General features: G+C 36.1%; 17 protein-coding genes and 1 pseudogene. 12 read left to right on the top strand and 6 right to left on the bottom strand.

Annotation, left to right across the window (positions count from 1 at the left end):
• Positions 1–169 precede the first annotated feature (169 nt).
• From katA to DS031_RS08200, 3 genes and pseudogenes are all read right to left on the bottom strand, one after another.
• A complete protein-coding gene (gene katA, locus DS031_RS08210; RefSeq protein WP_113805457.1) occupies positions 170–1,630 on the bottom strand; it encodes a catalase KatA in 1,461 nt (486 codons plus the stop codon).
• A 328-nt stretch (positions 1,631–1,958) separates the two neighbouring features.
• Positions 1,959–2,387: pseudogene (gene msrB, locus DS031_RS08205) on the bottom strand (peptide-methionine (R)-S-oxide reductase MsrB); the annotation flags it as partial.
• 186 nt (positions 2,388–2,573) lie between these two features.
• Positions 2,574–5,330 (bottom strand): dynamin family protein, encoded by a 2,757-nt coding sequence (locus tag DS031_RS08200; RefSeq protein WP_113805453.1) that lies wholly within the window; start codon positions 5,328–5,330, stop codon positions 2,574–2,576.
• A gap of 494 nt (positions 5,331–5,824) precedes the next feature.
• On the opposite strand from DS031_RS08200, the gene DS031_RS08195 reads away from it, so the two are divergent.
• Complete coding sequence (locus tag DS031_RS08195) at positions 5,825–6,214, top strand: hypothetical protein (protein ID WP_113805451.1); 390 nt, start codon at positions 5,825–5,827, stop codon at positions 6,212–6,214.
• Between the two features lie 94 nt (positions 6,215–6,308).
• Here the strand turns inward: DS031_RS08195 and DS031_RS08190 are convergent, their stop codons facing one another.
• Positions 6,309–6,926 carry a hypothetical protein gene (locus tag DS031_RS08190; RefSeq protein WP_113805449.1) on the bottom strand — a complete coding sequence of 206 codons (618 nt, stop codon included), beginning with the start codon at positions 6,924–6,926 and terminating at the stop codon, positions 6,309–6,311.
• A 296-nt stretch (positions 6,927–7,222) separates the two neighbouring features.
• On the opposite strand from DS031_RS08190, the gene DS031_RS08185 reads away from it, so the two are divergent.
• The 10 genes from DS031_RS08185 to DS031_RS08140 all read left to right on the top strand — a co-directional run bounded on the left by DS031_RS08185 (position 7,223) and on the right by DS031_RS08140 (position 15,676).
• Entirely contained in the window at positions 7,223–7,663 is a 441-nt protein-coding gene (locus DS031_RS08185; RefSeq protein WP_245947282.1) for an ATP-binding protein, read from the top strand.
• The gene (locus tag DS031_RS08180) at positions 7,638–9,476 is read left to right on the top strand and encodes an ATP-binding protein (RefSeq protein ID WP_113805535.1); all 1,839 of its coding nucleotides are present in this window, start codon (positions 7,638–7,640) and stop codon (positions 9,474–9,476) included. Before DS031_RS08185 ends, DS031_RS08180 begins: the two co-directional genes overlap by 26 nt.
• Before the next feature lie 373 nt (positions 9,477–9,849).
• Positions 9,850–10,125, top strand: coding sequence for a hypothetical protein (locus DS031_RS08175; protein WP_113805447.1), 276 nt, complete (start codon positions 9,850–9,852; stop codon positions 10,123–10,125).
• Positions 10,126–10,738: 613 nt separating this feature from the next.
• Positions 10,739–11,041, top strand: a complete 303-nt coding sequence (locus DS031_RS08170) for an urease subunit gamma (protein ID WP_113805446.1) — start codon at positions 10,739–10,741, stop codon at positions 11,039–11,041.
• A 16-nt stretch (positions 11,042–11,057) separates the two neighbouring features.
• Positions 11,058–11,378, top strand: a complete 321-nt coding sequence (locus DS031_RS08165) for an urease subunit beta (RefSeq protein ID WP_113805444.1) — start codon at positions 11,058–11,060, stop codon at positions 11,376–11,378.
• Positions 11,379–13,088 carry an urease subunit alpha gene (gene ureC, locus DS031_RS08160; RefSeq protein WP_113805442.1) on the top strand — a complete coding sequence of 570 codons (1,710 nt, stop codon included), beginning with the start codon at positions 11,379–11,381 and terminating at the stop codon, positions 13,086–13,088.
• A gap of 11 nt (positions 13,089–13,099) precedes the next feature.
• Complete coding sequence (ureE, locus tag DS031_RS08155; protein ID WP_113805441.1) at positions 13,100–13,546, top strand: urease accessory protein UreE; 447 nt, start codon at positions 13,100–13,102, stop codon at positions 13,544–13,546.
• Positions 13,539–14,225: an urease accessory protein UreF gene (locus DS031_RS08150; RefSeq protein WP_113805439.1), complete on the top strand. Its 687-nt coding sequence runs from the start codon at positions 13,539–13,541 to the stop codon at positions 14,223–14,225. The genes ureE and DS031_RS08150 overlap by 8 nt, the downstream gene beginning before the upstream one ends.
• Before the next feature lie 24 nt (positions 14,226–14,249).
• A complete protein-coding gene (gene ureG, locus DS031_RS08145; RefSeq protein WP_113805438.1) occupies positions 14,250–14,864 on the top strand; it encodes an urease accessory protein UreG in 615 nt (204 codons plus the stop codon).
• The gene (locus tag DS031_RS08140) at positions 14,861–15,676 is read left to right on the top strand and encodes an urease accessory protein UreD (protein WP_113805437.1); all 816 of its coding nucleotides are present in this window, start codon (positions 14,861–14,863) and stop codon (positions 15,674–15,676) included. Before ureG ends, DS031_RS08140 begins: the two co-directional genes overlap by 4 nt.
• A gap of 168 nt (positions 15,677–15,844) precedes the next feature.
• Here the strand turns inward: DS031_RS08140 and DS031_RS08135 are convergent, their stop codons facing one another.
• Positions 15,845–16,033 (bottom strand): hypothetical protein, encoded by a 189-nt coding sequence (locus DS031_RS08135; RefSeq protein WP_113805436.1) that lies wholly within the window; start codon positions 16,031–16,033, stop codon positions 15,845–15,847.
• Between the two features lie 316 nt (positions 16,034–16,349).
• Here DS031_RS08135 and bcbE point away from each other — a divergent pair, with 316 nt between their 5' ends.
• A complete protein-coding gene (gene bcbE, locus DS031_RS08130; protein ID WP_113805435.1) occupies positions 16,350–17,606 on the top strand; it encodes a bacillibactin exporter BcbE in 1,257 nt (418 codons plus the stop codon).
• Between the two features lie 80 nt (positions 17,607–17,686).
• Here bcbE and bioB read toward each other — a convergent pair whose 3' ends face one another.
• Complete coding sequence (gene bioB / locus DS031_RS08125; RefSeq protein ID WP_113805434.1) at positions 17,687–18,685, bottom strand: biotin synthase BioB; 999 nt, start codon at positions 18,683–18,685, stop codon at positions 17,687–17,689.
• Between the last annotated feature and the right edge of the window lie 173 nt (positions 18,686–18,858).

Raw genomic sequence — 18,858 nt, 5'->3', positions numbered from 1 at the left:
AACTTCGTGCCGCAGTCGCATAAGATGCTGTGCTTCAGCTGTTTTACTTCTGATTGACATTTCGGGCATAATACTTTCTGATTCATCATTATTTTTTCGCCTTCTTTTTTATTATAGTGAGGTTAAGAAAGGTACCCGCATTAAGCGGATACCATTTGTTTTAAATTTATTATTTAACTTCTTGTGGAACAGATAAACCTAGTCCTTCGGCAATACGAGTGCCGTACTCTGGATCTGCTTTATAGAAGTGACCGATTTGACGAAGTTTAATTTCATCGCTTTTCACTGGTTTCATGGCGTTTACGATGTTTTCAATTAGACGAGTACGTTCATCATTGCTCATTAAGCGGTATAAATCACCAGCTTGTGTGTAATGATCGTTGTGATCATAACCAACGCTGTCAGCCACACCAGAAACAGGGAATGCAGCTTGCTTATTTTCAGGTGCTTCTGTTGGACCGCCATAGCTGTTTGGTTCATAGTAAACAGAGCTGCCGCCGTTATTATCAAAGCGCATTTGACCATCGCGCTGATAGTTTTTCACTTCATTACGCGGACGGTTTATTGGCAGTGCTTGGTGGTTTGCGCCAACACGATAGCGGTGTGCGTCACTATAAGCAAACAAGCGTCCTTGCAGCATTTTATCCGGTGAGACATCAATACCGGGCACAAGTGTTCCAGGAGAGAAGGTTGCTTGTTCTACTTCTGCAAAGTAGTTTTCCGGATTGCGGTTTAACACCATGCGTCCTACTTCTACTAATGGATAGTCTTTTTGTGACCATACTTTTGTTACATCAAATGGATCGAAACGATACGTATTGGCATCTTTTAGAGGCATAATTTGAACGTACACTTTCCATTCAGGGAAATCACCGTTTTCAATCGCGTTAAACAAATCTTCTGTATGATAATCTGGATTTTCACCCGCAATACGTGTACCAACTTCTTCTGTTAAGTTTTTAATTCCCTGCGCTGTTTTAAAGTGGTATTTCACCCATACACCATCACCATCAGCATTTACCCATTTAAATGTATGACTGCCGTAGCCGTTCATGTGGCGGTATGTAGCCGGAATACCGCGGTCAGACATAAGAATTGTCACTTGATGAAGTGATTCAGGTGATAAAGACCAGAAATCCCAAATCGCATTTGGGTTTTTTAAGTGTGTTTGTGGATGACGCTTTTGTGTATGAATAAAGTCCGGGAATTTAATCGCATCACGAATGAAGAAAACAGGTGTATTGTTACCAACTAAATCATAGTTTCCTTCTTCAGTGTAAAACTTTACCGCAAAGCCGCGTGGATCACGAACAGAATCGGCAGAACCATTTTCACCAGCTACAGTAGAGAAACGAACGAATAGCGGTGTGCGTTTTCCTACTTCTGATAGAAAATTCGCTTTTGTATACTTTGTTACATCATTTGTTACTTCAAAATAACCGTGTGTACCTGCACCTTTTGCGTGAACAACACGCTCAGGAACACGTTCTCTATTAAAATGAGCTAATTTTTCTAGTAAATGGACATCTTGAATTAAAGTGGGACCTCTTGAACCAGCTGTCATTGAATTTTGATTATCCCCAACAGGAGCTCCCCAGCTTGTAGTAAGGTTGTTTTTTTGATTACTCATTTTCGCATCACCTCATTATAAATTAACTTACACTAATAATGATAACACTTATCAATAAAAAATCAATACTAAATTATAATTATTTTAATTAAATAAACTATATAATTTAATATTAAATGAAAAAGCTTGAATAAAATAAATAAAACTAAAAAATGTGACAGCAAGACATTGTATTATTTAGCAAAAAGATAAATGACTATTTTTTTGAAAGTTAAACAGCAACAACGAATTTTGGAGAGTGGATGCAATCCGGAATTCGTTGTTATCCAATAAAAAAAGTATCCCAGTGTGTGTTATACACGGAGATACTTCATTTTATCTACAATATCTACTTTTCAAACAATGAAAGATATTTACCATATCCTTCTTTTTCTAATTTTTCTTTTGGAATAAATCTCAGTGCGGCAGAATTAATGCAGTAGCGCAAACCACCTTTTTCAATGGGGCCGTCTTCAAATACATGACCAAGGTGGGAGTCCGCATTTTTACTGCGTACTTCTGTGCGAATCATGTTGTGGGTAGTATCAACATGTTCACTGACATTGTCATTTTTTAAAGGTTTTGTAAATGATGGCCAACCGCAGCCTGAATCAAATTTATCGAATGAGCTGAAAAGCGGTTCACCTGAGACGATATCTACATAGATTCCTTCTTCTTTATGATTCCAAAATTCATTTCGAAACGGAGGCTCTGTGCCGTTATTTTGAGTGACTTCATACTGCATCGGTGTCAGGCGTTTTTCTAATTCTTCTTTTTGTTTCGCGTTACTCACATGTAAAACTCCTTTCAAGCATTTTTAGCGCTGCTTTATTTACGTATAATATATCATTTATTAGTATTGACAAATAGAGATTTGCTCATATCAAAAACATACAAAAGAAGAGATAATAGTTTGTAATATAATAAAGGGACCGCTCGCTATTGAGCCATCCCTTTATACAATCTATTGAAGTTGAAATGAGTTTCCGCCTACAAGTGTCATCCATTCATATTGACGCAGCTTTAATTTAAACAATGTAAGTGGATCGTGATAGTGTTCAGGTTTTGTTTTCATGTTTGTTAAGGTAGTTTCTTTTTCTTGAATTTCGATTTCGGTTTCTTCTACCGTGTTAGTAAGAACTGTAAATGAATTTTTAAAGAACATGTGAATATCTCGTTCTAGAGAAGTTTCAAACAATTCAAACTGCATAAAAAATTTATTTGCAATTGATTCTGTTAGTTCATCATACTCACCGTTTTCAATAAACTGCTTATATTTGTTATAAAGCATTGTTTTATTTTGCGGGATCGAACCAAATAGCTTACCAACACTTTTTAAAACGAGTTGAGACGGTGTCGATCTTAGAAATACATTTACTGTTTCCATGCGAATGCCGCTTGTCATCCTGCCTGCATCACGGAGCCAATCATCGAGTATTCTAAAATCACATTCTAATTGTATTCGTTCTTCTCCATATAAAGCGTTAAAACCTTCACTCATTTCATCTAAATAGATTTTACTTTGAACAAGTTCTTCCTGCGCGTCTGAAATCCAATCTTGAATGGAAGAGTAAAGTTTAGGTAAAATTGTGTTTTGTAAATAATCTTGAATGCGTTTATTAATTTCTTCATTTAATTGAAAGTGAATTTTACGAAAATCGCTATCTTCCTTAATCATATCGGAACAGCTTCGAATCAGGGCTGGAATGGCCTTTGTTATTTCCTCTTGTATTTCCTTCATAATTACATGGTAAGAATGCTGAATATTCTCTGCCTTTTCAGTTTGTAAATCATTTAATTGATGAAGGGCAGCAGTGAGTTTTAAGACCATATCTTCATTCCAATGAATCGATTCAGTTAAGCTGTTTTCCATTTCAATTCGCTTTTCTAACAAATAAGTGATCGTTTCTTCAGTAAAAGATAGTAGTTTTTCAGTACGATGCTTTTTTAGATGTAAGTTGTTAAGTTTTGATGATAAAAATGCTTCAAAATCGCTTGTTTGCTGCTGATTTTTATAATGAGATGAATAAGCAAATACTTGCGCATTTGGGAAATATGTGTTAACTTTTGCTTCTGTTTCATCAAGTATTCTTAGCGCTTCTTGTTCGTTATAAACCGTATCTACTTTATTTAATAGAAAATGAACAGGAAGATGTGGAGCTTGTTTTTTTATTTTTAAAAGAATTTGAAGCTCTTCGTCTGTTAAAGGATCACTTGCATTTAATACAAATAGTAAACTGTCAGCTAAATGCAAATAAGTAAACAGCTCATGTTTATTCACACTTCTATTTAAGGCAGGCGAATCAATAAAGGAAAGCCTGTTTTTTTGTAAAATTTGATTAGGAAGTCTAAAATCAATACAAATTTCACTATCGTTTTTTTGGCGTCTTTTTGATGTGCGCTCATGAAATTCAGTTACATCTTCAATAGAAGTGATTTCTGTATCTGTAATCTCGTTAATTTCAACTTCTTCATGATTTTTAAACATCATCAAAGCAGAGGTAGGAGAACTTGAAATATTTTCCCCTAACATTGAATTAATAAAGGAAGATTTTCCGCTTCCTGCACTTCCAGCAACGAGCAGATGATGATTCTCTAAATCTATCATTTCCCCAACAATCCACTGAAAGCGATGACCAACTTCAATACCATGCTGTTTTGCCCAATTTTCAATTGTATCAAATAGCGCTAGAATGTCATCAAGCCAATTGTATTTACTTGATGATTGTCCGATTTTTTTCTCTGCCGCTGCCGCCGCTTCTTCACTAATCGTTGAAGGGAAAATTTGATTCCAAGCCAACAAAGCGGCAGAAGCGAACAGCGCATGAGAAGAATCGGTTAATTTTACCCAGTTTGTTAGTAGGGAAGGGACGAGATGAGCAATTTCTTTAACAAAATACTTACCATTAATTAAGTATAAATAGGTTTCTTGATAAAGAGCAGAAATTTTTCGCCAAGAGTCTGATTCGTTTATTCCTACCTCTTTGAAAAGATTATTGATTGTATCAATCCATAATAAAAACATTTCTTCATTTTTATAACTATCCCAAAATGCTGCTGTCAGTTCTTCAAATCGGTTTTTATCGTTTCGATAAAGGGTTATTAATACGTTAGAAAAATAATCTGGTTCAATATTTTTTGTAACACTTTTTTCAACATAAGCTCTTAAAACATCAAACCACTTCATGGATTCTGTGCGAGTTGTTTCACTCACAGCAAGCTCGACGGCGCTGTTCCAATCACGATGTTCTTCAAAAAAAGCACGCGCAAGATCGGTTACATTGGGGTAATCTGGATTTTCGGCAACCGTATTTTTTATGACTCTGGCAGCCATATCAATCTTGTTTTGTTCTATGTAAAGTGTAAACAGCTGCAGAGCTGTTTCTGTATTTAAAGAAGGGTTTTCTGAAGAGATCGATGTGTAAATTTCTTCTGCTTTTGATAAGAAATGCAGTTCAAAATAAGCATCGGCAATATTCTTTTTTGCCCATGGTTTAAGCTCATTCTTTACTTTTTCCCATTTGAAAATCGCTGTTTCAAAATCTTTAAAATGAAAATATAGTTCACCTTGTGCAAAGCGAATTGATGAAAAATCATCTCCGCCGCTGTTTTGTTCTTCTAAAAGCATTTCTCCAAGTATTTCAACAGGGGCAGCGGTTTTATTGTTTTCTATCAATGTTACATAATAGTTTTTTTTTATAAACTGATTATCTAATGGCATCATAATCCTCCGAAGTTTTATAATAAGTGATGTGTTTACAAAAGAGGTGTTCACTTCATATTATAATAGTCTCTATCTTAACAGTGTAACAAAGTCTTTTTTTGTTGAGGATTTCATTTCTGTTTCAATTGTGAGACAGAAAGAGGGAATATTGTAATAAACTTAATCGAATTGAAATGATCGGGTGTTAAAATATGGATAAATTCAACTTAAAAATTTAAAGGAGACGTCCTTCGTTCTCTTGAGATTGTAAGTGAATTCTTGAATAGAAACCAATAAATGGAGTAGATAAAAGCAAAAAGCAGCACACCTTCAATGTGAAAAAGTGTGCTGTTTTTGTGATGTGAAAAGATTATTAGAAAGCACCTGAAAAGGGAAAACACTTCTAAAGAGCGAAGATAGTTAAGAGCTGGAAAATTGAAAACAACAATAAAACATTAAGAGGGTTTCCTGCTCTGCACAGCGGGAAATAACGAGCATAAGGAGCTGATTTTTTGATTATTGGAAACGTATATGCGGTAGGAGATGATATGTATTTTGCGAAGTTATTAACGAAAGATGCGTTTAGTCTTCTTGATATTGAAATGAATTTTACTGAAAATGCTGAGCAAAAGCATTTAAATTTTGCGATGGCGATTAATATAAACAAAGAAACCGGCGGGGAATTGATGTTTAATGAAGACACGCAAAACCTCGTTTTATTAACAGATCGAGCAGAATTATGTGATATTTTATTAAATGAAGAATTGAAAGAGTTAAACCCTTACTCAACAATTGGACTTAACATCACCCATTATACAGCACATCAATTAGTAGAGCAGTTTGGTAGAGAAGATCGCTTAGCTGTATTAAAAGACTATTTAGTACAGTTAGGAGAAGAATAGCGTTTTTTGTAAAGGGGAATAGAAAGAATTTAAGGAGGTGTGTATCTTTATTTTTTCGATCACCCTCCTTTTTAAGTTATTCATGAAGCACAAACTAGAAGCCAATTTTTTTTGATTTTTTTAACTCTGAAGGATCTTTAAAAGCTTGAGAAGAATCATCCCATTGTGAAAAACCTTGGAATAGGGCGTTTTCTATATTTGAATGGATGATAGCGGGCAGCATCTCTTCTAATCTGTCCGCCTCAACATGATGAATCGTCGTTAATCCAATTTCAGATTTATACATTGTTGTTTTATTATGGTTTACATAAAATTTACTTGCTGTCACATTTTTAGAGCCTTCTTCTTTTACATAAACAGCAATCATTCCCGTTAAGAATTTATTATAATCCGTATCATACACAATTTCGCGCAAATTTTTAGCGTTAATTTGTTCAATCATTTCCTCAGAAATAAGCTTGCTGTCATTTAACATCGAAACACCGTCCACAATTGCGCAGCCAATAGTTGTATTGTAAACTTTGAAAATAATATTATGGTCGTTTTCTTCGTTAAGCGATATATCCTCGCTTTCTTGATCAAGAAGCTCTTTAAATGAATTTTTAATACAAGCAAAAACATCATAGGTGTTTTGACAAATTACTTTTTTTAGGTCTATAATTGCTTTTTTATCTTTAATTAACTGCTCAATTTCTACTGTTTTTATCTTCATCGCTATCACTCTCCTTTTTTGTTTCTTAAAAAACTCTTACTTTATTAAATTTCACATTAAATGAAAAATAAAACTTCAATACAGAAGATTTATAAAATTTGTAAGCATACAACAATGAAGAAGTAAGGAAAATATATACCTTTAATTTGTGGACAATGTACTTGATGTTAGTAAACATAAATAAAAAAGAATTAAAAGATCTTTTTAAAAAACAGAACGAAAATTAAAAAAATTTGGTAAAATAGAAAGTAGGCGTGAATAGATTCATTTTATTTTAATCTTACGTAAGGGAACTGATGAAAAGGGTGTACAGAATTGGCATTGAACGAGAAGATGATGTTTACATGGCAAGCACGATTGGCAAGAAAGTAGCAGAAGAGTGGGGTCTGACAAAATGTGAACAAACTAAACTTGTTGTATCAATTATGGAGTTGTCTCGCAACATTGTGTACTATGCTTCAAAAGGAGCGATTTTTATTACTCCGATTAAAGCTTACGGTATTGAAGTACTTGCTGTTGATGAAGGACCAGGTATTCGAGATATTAAAAAGGCGCTCAATAATGAAAGCCCTTCCACTAAAGGGCTTGGTTTAGGGTTATCAGGGGTAAGCCGGTTAATGGATGAATTTGAAATTACTAGTGAAGAAGCTGTTGGAACACGAGTTCGAGCTGTAAAATGGTTTGATAAAAGGGAGGTGAAACAGGGTGAATATGCTGCTGGATTCTCAAAAGATTAACTACGGATTTATTGAGCTTGCTTCAGATGGCACGATTGAACAGATGAATAAAGAAGTAAAGCAATTGCTTCTTTTAAAAGAGGATGAAACAAATAATCTTTTTAAACGCATTGATAACAATGAAATAAAAACAAAGCTCCATGAATGTTTCATGGGGAAATCCAATCAGTTTATGGTGAGCATGAATTCGCAGCAGTATTTCTTTTTGCTGCAAAAAATTATCGACAAAATTCATCTATATGTATTTAATATCGATCAGTTGAACAGTTTTAATGAACAAAATAATTGGAATACACGTCTCCTGTCTTCTGTAGGGGAGATGTCGGCTGGAATTGCTCATGAAGTGAGAAATCCATTAACAGCGGTAAAAGGTTTTTTGCAGTTATTAAATCAAGGCTATGATGCTCATTACATAAACATTGCTCAAACAGAACTAGAACGTGCGATCACGATTTTAAATGATTTAATGAGTGTATCAAAGCCGGAATTTGCCCAAGAAAAAGTCATCTCTTTTAATATTGCTGCTGAACTTGAGGCTATTTTACTTTTGTTCCAAAATCAACTCTATCATATCACTGTTGATAAAACGATTGAAAGTAAAGGCGCAATGGTTACGGGGAGAAAAGATCAGATTAAAAAGGCTTTTTTTAATCTTATTAAAAATGCAATTGAAGCGATGTCAAATGGAGGTACGCTTACAGTCAAACTTTATGAAGATCATGAAGGTGTTCATATTACAATTTCAGATACTGGGGTTGGCATTCCGAAAGACAAACTGCGCTTACTTGGTACACCTTTTTTCTCATTAAAAGATGATGGAAAAGGAATGGGCGTTGCACAGGTATTTAATGCGATGCAGAACAATAACGCAAAGGTAAAAGTTCATAGTGAGGAAGGGAATGGAACAAGTTTTTCTCTTCACTTTTCGAAAAGCAGTATGCGTGCTGCTCAACATTTAGGGGGGGATTTGATGTCAACTGTTATTACTTCAGAAACAAGTTTAGCTGACTATTTAGAGCGAAATGCTGACTTTTTTTCAAAAGAATGGTTTCAATATATTAAAGAACATAAAAGCTATATTACGACTCATTTTGAAGATAAAGAGGAGCTGCTTTATAAAAGTGTCAAGCCTTTAATGACCATTCTTGCCCGAAGTATTAAAGAAATAAAAACAGAAGAAATTATGGATTGGGCAAAGGAAATTGGAACACGGCGTGCGAAAATGGATTTTCCTGTTAATCTATCATGGGAAATCTTTCAATCAAGCCGCGGTATCATTTGGAATGCGATTCAATCTTTTTATAAAGAATCCGAGAGCACGCTTGATATGGATGAATTTTTTATGTTAGAACGAAAAGTAAACAATATTATTGATATGTTTATTGATTCGTTTACAGCGTATTATGTGCAGTATAAAAATGAACTATTAAAAAGCCATCGAGAAACAGTTGATGAACTATCTGTGCCGGTTATTCCAATTGCTGACCATGTTTGCATTCTTCCGATTGTTGGAAACGTGGATACGTATCGGGCGAAGAAAATTCGTGAAAAAACATTATCAAGGGTAAAAGAATTAAAAGCACAAAAATTAATTATTGATATCTCGGGTGTTCCATTTGTGGATACAGCCGTTGTAAATCACTTGTTTAAGATTGTAAAAGGAATTAAACTGCTGGGCTGTTCGACGATTTTAACAGGGATTAGTGCGGAAATTGCTGATACAATGATTGAACTTGGGATTGAGATTGATAGTGAGTTAAAAACAAAGTCTGACCTTCAGCAGGCGCTGCAGGATCTTAATTTCAGCAGATGACTTGAAAGCGGTTTATATATAACGGAAGAAACATCAAACCACTTGAACATTTCATTTGTTTAAGTGGTTTTTGAAATGTAAAAGTTGTCTGACCTTCGTTAAAATTTTAAAAGAGATAAAAGAAATTAAGAATATTATACATAACTGACTTCTGCCTCCGGGGCAAGCTCATAGGGTTTATACGAAGCATTTCTTTTTATTTACCCACTAAAGTAGAATTTTAATCATTTTTTTCTCATATGTTCTAATAAAACTCTAGGTTTCGAATTCCCTAAATAAAGGTATCGTTTTGTATTATAAGGTAGGTTGAGAGCTCCTTCATATTTATATCTCCTTAAAAAAGCGCAGTTAACTAAACGAAGAGGTGAACGAAATGAAAGGTTATGTGTTAGAGGAAGATGTAACGCTCGCCAAAGATTTACATCATCATTGTTATTACTGTTTGCATCGCGCTCGTCTTTCGTTTTTATTAAATCGTTATGATGATGCTCAAGATTGGATTGAGCAGTTTCAGGAAACAAAATCAGATCTCTTATTTCTTCGTGAAAGAAAGCTGAAACATGATGTTAGAAAACAAAAGAGGTTAAAGTTTTATCGTCATAGCTTTCTTAATCAGCCATTTGGTTTATTAGATAAATTTAACGAATAAATTACATAATATACGAATTCTCTTCTATTTCCAAAACATTAAAAAGGCAAGCTCAGCACATTGTGTTGGCTTGCCTTTTTAATGTTTCTGCAATTAGAGTTTAGAAATATTTTGTTACAATTTCTCAGCTTTACTAGAAATCTAACTCGTGGTTAGTGTGTTAATTAGTTTAAGAGAATGATCTTTATAAGGATTAGTTTTCCAAAAACCTAACATACAATGTTGAGTTTTAAAAAAACGCTTGATAAAAAAGTTTACATTTTGTTCGGAAAATCCAAAAATGCATGAAAATTAGAACATTTTTTGGCTCTTTTATTCATTTTTTGGAAATAATCTCTTGTTAAATATAGGAAAATATGCTATTTTAATAACATGTTATATTTATTAACATGTTGAGTAAGTGTTTTATACATATATTGTTATAATTATTTACATAGGGATATATGAATGGAGGATCATAATGTCAAGTATTGGGTATCTTATTTTATTTATTTTCGGCGTTTTCTTTATAGGAAAGAAAAAAGGAAACTTGACAGGGAAGTCGAACTCCAAACTAGTGAAATGCTTATAAATAAAACCATACTTTATTTGAAATTGGGAAGGAAGGATGTTAATGAAGCTAACGTCACGAGAAATGGAAAAGCTTATGGTTGTCGTTGCTGCTGATCTTGCGCGCCGACGCCAAGGAAGAGGGTTAAAGCTCAATTATCCTGAAGCGATCGCGATTATTACATATGAAGTATTAGAAGGCGCGCGCGACGGCAAAACAGTCGCAGAACTTATGCAGTACGGCACAACAATTTTAAAAAGAGAAGATGTGATGGAAGGCGTCCCTGAAATGATTTCCGATATTCAAGTTGAGGCAACTTTTCCGGATGGGACAAAACTTGTTACTGTTCACGAACCAATTCGATAAATAAGGAGGGAAAAGCATGATTCCAGGAGAGTACATTTTAAAAAAAGACCCAATCGTTTGTAATGAAAACAAGCAGTCAATTAGCGTGAACGTTTTAAACCGCGGCGATCGGCCGATTCAAATTGGGTCGCATTTTCATTTTTATGAAGTAAATGAATTTCTGCAGTTTAATCGTGAAGAAGTGCTTGGTATGCATTTAAATATTCCGGCGGGTACCGCAGTACGTTTTGAGCCTGGCGATGAAAAAGAAGTAGAGCTTGTTGCGTTTTCTGGAGAGCAGAAAGTGTATGGTTTGAATAATTTAACAAATGGACCTGTTAAGAAGGAGGGAAAATAAATGAGTTTTAAAATGTCTCGCAAACAGTATGCAGATATGTTTGGTCCGACTGTTGGGGATGCGGTTCGATTAGCGGACACAGAGTTATTTATTGAAATTGAAAAAGATTATACAATATACGGCGATGAAGTAAAATTTGGCGGCGGTAAAGTAATTCGTGACGGCATGGGTCAGCATCCGCTTGCTGGCAGAGATGAAACAGTTGATTTAGTCTTGACAAATGCAATTATTGTTGATCATACAGGCATCTTTAAAGCGGATATCGGTGTAAAAGATGGTATCATTGCGGCAATTGGAAAAGCAGGAAATCCTCTCTTAATGGATGGCGTTAATATTGTTGTCGGTGCGGCAACAGAAGTAATTGCTGCGGAAGGAATGATCGTAACAGCAGGAGGGATTGACGCGCATATTCATTTTATTTGCCCACAGCAAATTGAAACAGCGCTCTCCTCTGGTGTAACAACGATGATTGGTGGAGGAACGGGTCCTGCAACAGGTACGAATGCAACAACGTGTACGCCTGGTGCTTGGAATATTCATCAAATGCTCCAATCAGCAGAAGAGTTCCCAATGAATCTTGGCTTTTTAGGAAAAGGAAATGCTTCTGATGAAAAGCCGTTACAAGAGCAAATTGAAGCAGGTGCGATTGGTTTAAAGCTTCATGAAGATTGGGGCACAACAGCAGCATCAATTGATACGTGCTTAACAGTTGCTGATCAATATGATGTACAGGTGGCAATTCATACCGATACATTAAATGAAGGCGGATTTGTTGAACATACGCTCGCGGCAATTGGTGGTCGTGTTATCCATACGTACCATACAGAAGGCGCTGGAGGCGGACATGCACCAGATATTATTAAAGCGGCAAGCTATTCAAATATCCTGCCGTCGTCTACAAATCCAACCCGTCCTTATACGGTCAATACATTAGAAGAGCATTTAGATATGTTGATGGTTTGTCACCATTTAGATCCAAGTGTCCCAGAAGACATTGCGTTTGCCGATTCACGAATCCGTAAAGAAACGATTGCCGCAGAAGATATTTTACATGATTTAGGCGTATTCAGCATGATTTCGTCTGATTCCCAAGCAATGGGCCGTGTTGGTGAAGTGATCAGTCGTACGTGGCAAACGGCTGATAAAATGAAAAAACAGCGCGGGAAATTAGGAGACGATCAAGGAACAGGAGATAATTTTAGGGTAAAGCGTTATATTGCAAAATATACGATTAATCCTGCTATTGTTCACGGTATTTCTGACTATGTTGGCTCAATTGAAGTTGGGAAACTTGCAGATTTAGTTGTGTGGGATCCAGCCTTTTTTGGGGTAAAACCGGAGTTGATTTTAAAAGGAGGCATGATTGCTCACAGCGTAATGGGTGATCCAAATGCGAGTATTCCAACACCACAGCCTGTGTTATACCGGCCGATGTTTGCAAGCTTTGGAAGCGCAAAATATAACACATCAATGACATTTGTATCAAAAGCAGCTTATGAAAGCGGCGTTCACGAAGAATTAGGGCTTAAAAAGACAGTGAAGCCTGTTTCGAATATTCGCAAACTGACAAAAAAATCAATGATATTAAACGGGGAGACACCAGAAATAGATGTAGATCCGCAAACATATGAAGTAAAAGTCGATGGTGAATTAATTACGTGTGAGCCGGCCGAAGTCGTTCCGATGGCACAGCGCTATTTCTTATTTTGAGGTGAAAAAAGATGATTATTGAAAAAGTAGTTGGAAATGTTGCGACATTAGAAAAAAGAGCACCCCATGTGGAGCGCGTTTATTTAGAAAGTGACCATTTAGTAAAGCGAATTCAGCGAGTTGTGACAGATCACGGCAATGAGATTGGTATTCGTTTAAAAGAAAACCGCGACTTAGTCGATGGTGATGTGTTATATATGGATGATAAAAATATGATTGTCATCTCCGTAAAAGAAGATGATTTATTAACGATTATGCCAACGTCAATTAAAGAAATGGGTGAGATTGCCCACCAGCTTGGCAATCGTCATTTGCCGGCACAGTTTGAAGGGAATGAAATGCTCGTTCAGTATGATTATTTAGTCGAAGAGCTTCTGCAGCAGTTAGAAATTCCGTATAAACGAGAAAAACGCAAGGTGAAGCAGGCGTTTCGCCATATCGGGCACACTCATGACTAATTCGCTGTTTCCGCTTTTGCAGTTTAGTGATTCGAATTTTCCGTCAGGCGCGTTTTCACATTCTTTTGGATTAGAAACATATATTCAAGAGCAGGTGATTACCGATAAAGAAAGTTTTGCAAAAGCTCTTTCTGTTTATGTAGAGAAGCAGCTCGTGTTTGTGGACGGCCTTGCTTGCCGTCTTGCTTATGAAGCACTCCAACAAAACAAAACCGAGGAATTTTTAGAACTTGATCATATTTTATTTGCGTCAAGTCTTGCTGAGGAAACGAGAATGGGTAACAAGCGAATTGGAGAGCGAATGGCAAAACTTTGCATTGATCTTTATTCGTCGTCTATTCTTATAAACTATGTAAAACAAATAAAAGACAAGCAAGCTTACGGGCATTCAGCATTAGTGTTTGCGGCAGTTGCCTATTATTTAAATGTGCCAAAAGAAACAGCACTTGCTACACATTTATTTACTGCTGTTTCTTCGCTCGTACAGAATGCGGTACGAGGTATTCCGCTCGGACAAACAGACGGGCAAAAAATTTTAGTTGAAATTCAGCCGCTTTTAGATCAGGCGGTCAAAACAATTTTACAGCTTTCTAAGGACGACTTAGGAGCGGTAAGTCCAGGGCTTGAAATTGCACAAATGCGTCACGAACGCTTACATGTTCGTTTATTTATGTCATAACTTTAAGAAAAAGGAGAGGTTGAAATGGAACCAGTACGTATTGGAATTGGAGGTCCTGTTGGCGCAGGAAAAACAATGCTTGTTGAAAAATTAACGAGGGCACTGCATAACGAATTAAGTATGGCAGTTGTAACGAATGATATTTATACAAAAGAAGATGCAATGTTTTTAATGAAAAACGGTGTACTTCCTGAAGATCGTGTTATTGGTGTTGAAACAGGGGGATGTCCGCATACAGCAATTCGTGAAGATGCATCAATGAACTTTGCGGCAATTGATGAATTAAAAGAGCGTCATGAAGATCTTGACTTAATCTTTGTTGAAAGCGGCGGTGATAATTTAGCGGCGACATTCAGTCCGGAGCTCGTTGATTTTTCAATTTATATTATCGACGTCGCGCAGGGAGAGAAGATTCCTAGAAAAGGTGGACAAGGAATGATTAAGTCTGACCTTTTTGTAATTAATAAAATTGATTTAGCACCGCACGTTGGCGCAAGCCTAGAAATTATGAAGCGCGATACGATTTCAGCAAGAGGAGATAAGCCGTTTATTTTTACAAACTTAAAAGATGAAACAGGTCTTGATGAAGTGATTGACTGGATTAAAAAGCAGGCTCTTTTAATCGGATTGGAATCATGAACTATACAGGCGTATTAGAGCTTTCCGCCGCAAAAAAACAATCGAAAACAAACCTTTCGAATCTTTATTATGAAGGGGCGTTAAAGATTACCCGCCCTGTTTATCTTGAAGAAAATTTGCCGTCTGTTTACCTTATTCATGTTGGCGGCGGCTATGTCGATGGTGATACTTATTTAACGAATCTCACTGTCGAAGAAGGCGCAGAATTAGCAGTTACAACACAATCTTCAACAAAAGTGTATAAAACGCCGAAAAAGCCTGTTGAACAAGTAACAAATATAACGCTGAAAAAAGGAAGTGTGCTTGAATATTTGCCGGATCCGCTTATTGCTTATGAGGGAGCACGGTTTCTTCAAGAAACAGTCGTTCATATGGAAGATGAAGCAAGTCTTTTTTACAGCGACAGCATGACTCCAGGTTGGGCAGCAGATGGAAGTTATTTTCGCTATGAGTGGATTCGCTCGAAGTTAAAAGTATATAAAGGTGAAAAACTTGTTGTATTTGATCATTTACTGCTTGAGCCGGATGACGAGATGAGCGGTCTTTTACAGATGGAAGGCTATACACATGTTGGGATGTTTGTCATTCTTCATGAAAAGGCGGGCAAAGCATTTCTTGATCAGTTTTATGAAGAAATGGCGAGCCTTTCTGCTGATGTTCGCTTTGGGGTCTCGACTTTACCGCAAAGCGGCGTCATTCTACGTATTCTTGCAAAAAATACAGGAAGCATCGAAAAAATGATTTCCCGAGCTCATCAATTTGCAAGACGGGAGCTGTTAGGAAAAGAATCTGTCACTTGGCGGAAGTATTAAATAAAATCTTTTTTGTGTAAAACTTAAATCATCGTAGGATTCATTGAACAAGCCTTGATATACGAAGTAATCAACAGCTTAGTGAAATGAATCCTACGACATTTACATGCTTGGCTGGAAGCAGAAGTTCATGAAAGTTGAAATTGCATAAAAAAGAGAGAGTATCGCTTACTCTCCCGCATTTACAACAATTTTATATCCTTCTTGTTTTGGTCCATTTTCAAATGCATCTTCTTCAATGATATAATACGCGTTTTCACTGCTATCTGTAATAACTACCTCACTTGGACTTTTATCAACAGCTGCTGCATCTAAGCTGTGATAAGGAAGACCTAAATCTTTCACATCAAATGCCATATGTGTTCCACCTCCTATTATGTATAAAAGCATTTTAACAAGAAAAATGACAATATGGAAGCTGTTCAGAAATTTTGAATAATTTATTTTGCTATTTGTTAATGATAGGCTCTCTATTTTATTTTGGGATCTTTATAGTAAATGCTTTCTTCATAGGAAATATATTAATCGAACTCAATACAAATAATAGTTTAAGGTAGTGTGTAAAGAAATGTTTCCATAATTTTGAATAACTGAAAATAAGCAAAAAGCTCATAATAAGTTTTAGGGATTCTTATTTAAGCTTTTAATGTTAATTTTCAGAGGTGAAATTAAAATGGAATTTACAGAAAACCTGTCCAAATTATCGGAACAGGGTGAAAAGAAGAAAGACATTAAAAGTCAAAAATGGGCAATTGTTTCTCTTGCATCCATTCCGCTGATTATGACGTTAGGAAATTCGATGTTAATCCCGGTACTGCCGGCAATTGAGAAAAAATTAGGTATTTCATCGTTTCAATCAAGCATGATTATTACCGTTTATTCAATTGTTGCAATTATTTTAATCCCAATTGCCGGCTATTTAAGTGATCGATTTGGCAGAAAGCTTATTATTATACCTAGTCTTGCAATTGCCGCAGTTGGCGGGACTGTATCCGGATGGGCGTCATGGAAAGTGGGAGATCCTTATACGATGATTTTAATCGGCCGCGTTTTGCAGGGAATAGGTGCAGCGGGGGCGGCTCCGATTGTGCTGCCGCTCGTTGGAGATATGTTTCAAAAAGAAAGTGATGTAAGCTCTACTCTTGGAGTGATTGAAACGAGTAATACGCTTGGAAAGGTGCTTAGTCCTATTTTAGGAGCCTTTCTCGCCGGAGTTATTTGGTTTTTACCGTTTTTTTCGATTCCAGTTTTTTGTGCAGTATCCATTATCTTAATTATTTTTTTAGTTCATTCTCCAAAATCAAAGGAAGAGCCTAAACCTTTTAAAGATTTCATGAAAGATGTTAAGCAAATTTTTCGTGCAAATGGCCGCTGGCTTTTAGCAATCTTTGCGATCGGTGCCGTTTTTATGTTTGTTCTCTTTGGGGTGCTTTTTTATTTATCAAGTATGTTAGAAGATACATACAACATTAAAAACGTAAAAAAAGGCCTAGTTCTCGCACTGCCTTTAGGAGCATTATGTACAGCTTCTTTTATTAGCGGCAAAGTGATTAAAGAAAATCTTGTTTTAATGAAGTGGATTACGTTGATTGGAGCGCTGCTAGCTGCAGCAGCAATTTTTGCCTTACGATTTTCTGATAACTTGGTTTTTATGTTAGCTGTCTTTTTTATTAGTGGAATTGGCATTGGTATGTCTTTGCCATGTTTAGATGCCATGATTACAGAAGGAATTGAAAAAGAAGAACGCGGTGCTATTACATCGCTTTACAGCTCGATGCGTTTTATCGGTGTTGCAGCTGGTCCTCCAATTATCGCAATTTGGATGAAAGGTAATCAACAAACAATGTTTTATTTTTTAGCAGGACTTAGTCTCGCCGCCGCTTTGTTAACCTTTAAAGCGATTAAACCAGAGAAGAATGAAGAGCAATAAAATTAGATGTTTCAAGTTTTAAGGGCAGGCAGGGTATGTCCTTAAAACTTGAAAATAGATAAATAAGATGTAAGTGAGACTTAATGTGTAGATTTTGGTGTTGGCTCAGCGTATTCAACTTCAAAGCCAAGATCTTTAAGCATTTGATGGTCTGCTGTACTTTCTTGACCAGCCGTTGTTAAATAGTCGCCAACAAAAATTGAGTTCGCTGCATAAAGTCCGAGCGGCTGTAAACTGCGAAGGTTCACTTCGCGGCCGCCTGAAATGCGAATTTCTTTTGTAGGATTGGTATAGCGAAACAATGTTAACACTTTTAAACAGTAGCGTGGATCTAATTCATTTGTTCCTTCAAGCGGTGTGCCGTCAATGGCATGTAAAAAGTTTACTGGGATCGAATCTGCATCAAGCGCTTTTAGCGTTCGAGCCATGTCAATCACGTCCTGTTTTGTTTCCTTCATGCCAATGATAACGCCAGAACATGGTGAAATGCCTGCATCTTTTGCCATTTCCACTGTATTCACACGGTCTTCAAAGCTGTGAGACGTTGTAATGTTTCTATGATGATCAGAAGATGTATTAATATTATGATTATAGCGATCAACGCCTGCTTCTTTTAAGCGGGCCGCTTGATTACTTTTTAAAATGCCAAGACAAGCACAAATTTTTAGACCGTACTTTTCTTTAATTTCTGTTACCGCAGAAACAACGGTATCAACTTCACGATTACTCGGACCGCGGCCGCTTGCGACAATACAATACGTACCAACATTTAATTTAGCCGCCTGCTCAGCACCTTTTAATAACGTTTCTTTATTCATCATCGCATAGGAATTAATCGGTGCAGAAGAAATCGCTGATTGTGAACAATAGCCGCAGTTTTCAGGACATAATCCTGATTTTGCATTAATAATCATATTTAATTTTACTTTTTTTCCGTAGTAATGCTTTCGGATATGAAAAGCGCCATGAAGCAGCAATAAAAGATCATCATCAGAGCAGTCTAAAATGGAAAGTGCTTCATCCTCGTTTAATTCATAGCCATTTATAACACGTTCGGCTAATTCTAACCACTGATTCAAGGTAATCCCCCCATTCATTTCCATATTTTCATAGTTTAAGAGTAATTTATAACTATTAATATGTCAACTTATAAATATAAATGGTTAACAAATAATTTTTTATAAAATATAATCTACTTTTTCTTGTTGAATAAGCATTTATTGATTTGTGAAGCAAAACATTTCAATATAAA

This window comes from Bacillus taeanensis (genome assembly GCF_003318295.1).
In the GTDB taxonomy this organism is placed as follows: domain Bacteria; phylum Bacillota; class Bacilli; order Bacillales; family UBA6769; genus Maribacillus; species Maribacillus taeanensis.
Note: the sequence above shows the minus strand (reverse complement) of the source record. Positions and strands in the feature narration are given on the sequence as shown.

Excerpts from the sequence above, each read along its gene's own strand:
- ureG (WP_113805438.1), top strand. The coding sequence starts at position 14,250 with ATGGAACCAGTACGTATTGGAATTGGAGGTCCTGTTGGCGCAGGAAAA.
- katA (WP_113805457.1), bottom strand. The coding sequence starts at position 1,630 with ATGAGTAATCAAAAAAACAACCTTACTACAAGCTGGGGAGCTCCTGTT.
- ureE (WP_113805441.1), top strand. The coding sequence starts at position 13,100 with ATGATTATTGAAAAAGTAGTTGGAAATGTTGCGACATTAGAAAAAAGA.
- DS031_RS08180 (WP_113805535.1), top strand. The coding sequence starts at position 7,638 with ATGCTGCTGGATTCTCAAAAGATTAACTACGGATTTATTGAGCTTGCT.
- DS031_RS08200 (WP_113805453.1), bottom strand. The coding sequence starts at position 5,330 with ATGCCATTAGATAATCAGTTTATAAAAAAAAACTATTATGTAACATTG.
- DS031_RS08165 (WP_113805444.1), top strand. The coding sequence starts at position 11,058 with ATGATTCCAGGAGAGTACATTTTAAAAAAAGACCCAATCGTTTGTAAT.
- ureC (WP_113805442.1), top strand. The coding sequence starts at position 11,379 with ATGAGTTTTAAAATGTCTCGCAAACAGTATGCAGATATGTTTGGTCCG.
- DS031_RS08175 (WP_113805447.1), top strand. The coding sequence starts at position 9,850 with ATGAAAGGTTATGTGTTAGAGGAAGATGTAACGCTCGCCAAAGATTTA.
- DS031_RS08150 (WP_113805439.1), top strand. The coding sequence starts at position 13,539 with ATGACTAATTCGCTGTTTCCGCTTTTGCAGTTTAGTGATTCGAATTTT.
- DS031_RS08135 (WP_113805436.1), bottom strand. The coding sequence starts at position 16,033 with ATGGCATTTGATGTGAAAGATTTAGGTCTTCCTTATCACAGCTTAGAT.
- DS031_RS08185 (WP_245947282.1), top strand. The coding sequence starts at position 7,223 with ATGAAAAGGGTGTACAGAATTGGCATTGAACGAGAAGATGATGTTTAC.
- DS031_RS08140 (WP_113805437.1), top strand. The coding sequence starts at position 14,861 with ATGAACTATACAGGCGTATTAGAGCTTTCCGCCGCAAAAAAACAATCG.
- DS031_RS08170 (WP_113805446.1), top strand. The coding sequence starts at position 10,739 with ATGAAGCTAACGTCACGAGAAATGGAAAAGCTTATGGTTGTCGTTGCT.
- bcbE (WP_113805435.1), top strand. The coding sequence starts at position 16,350 with ATGGAATTTACAGAAAACCTGTCCAAATTATCGGAACAGGGTGAAAAG.
- DS031_RS08190 (WP_113805449.1), bottom strand. The coding sequence starts at position 6,926 with ATGAAGATAAAAACAGTAGAAATTGAGCAGTTAATTAAAGATAAAAAA.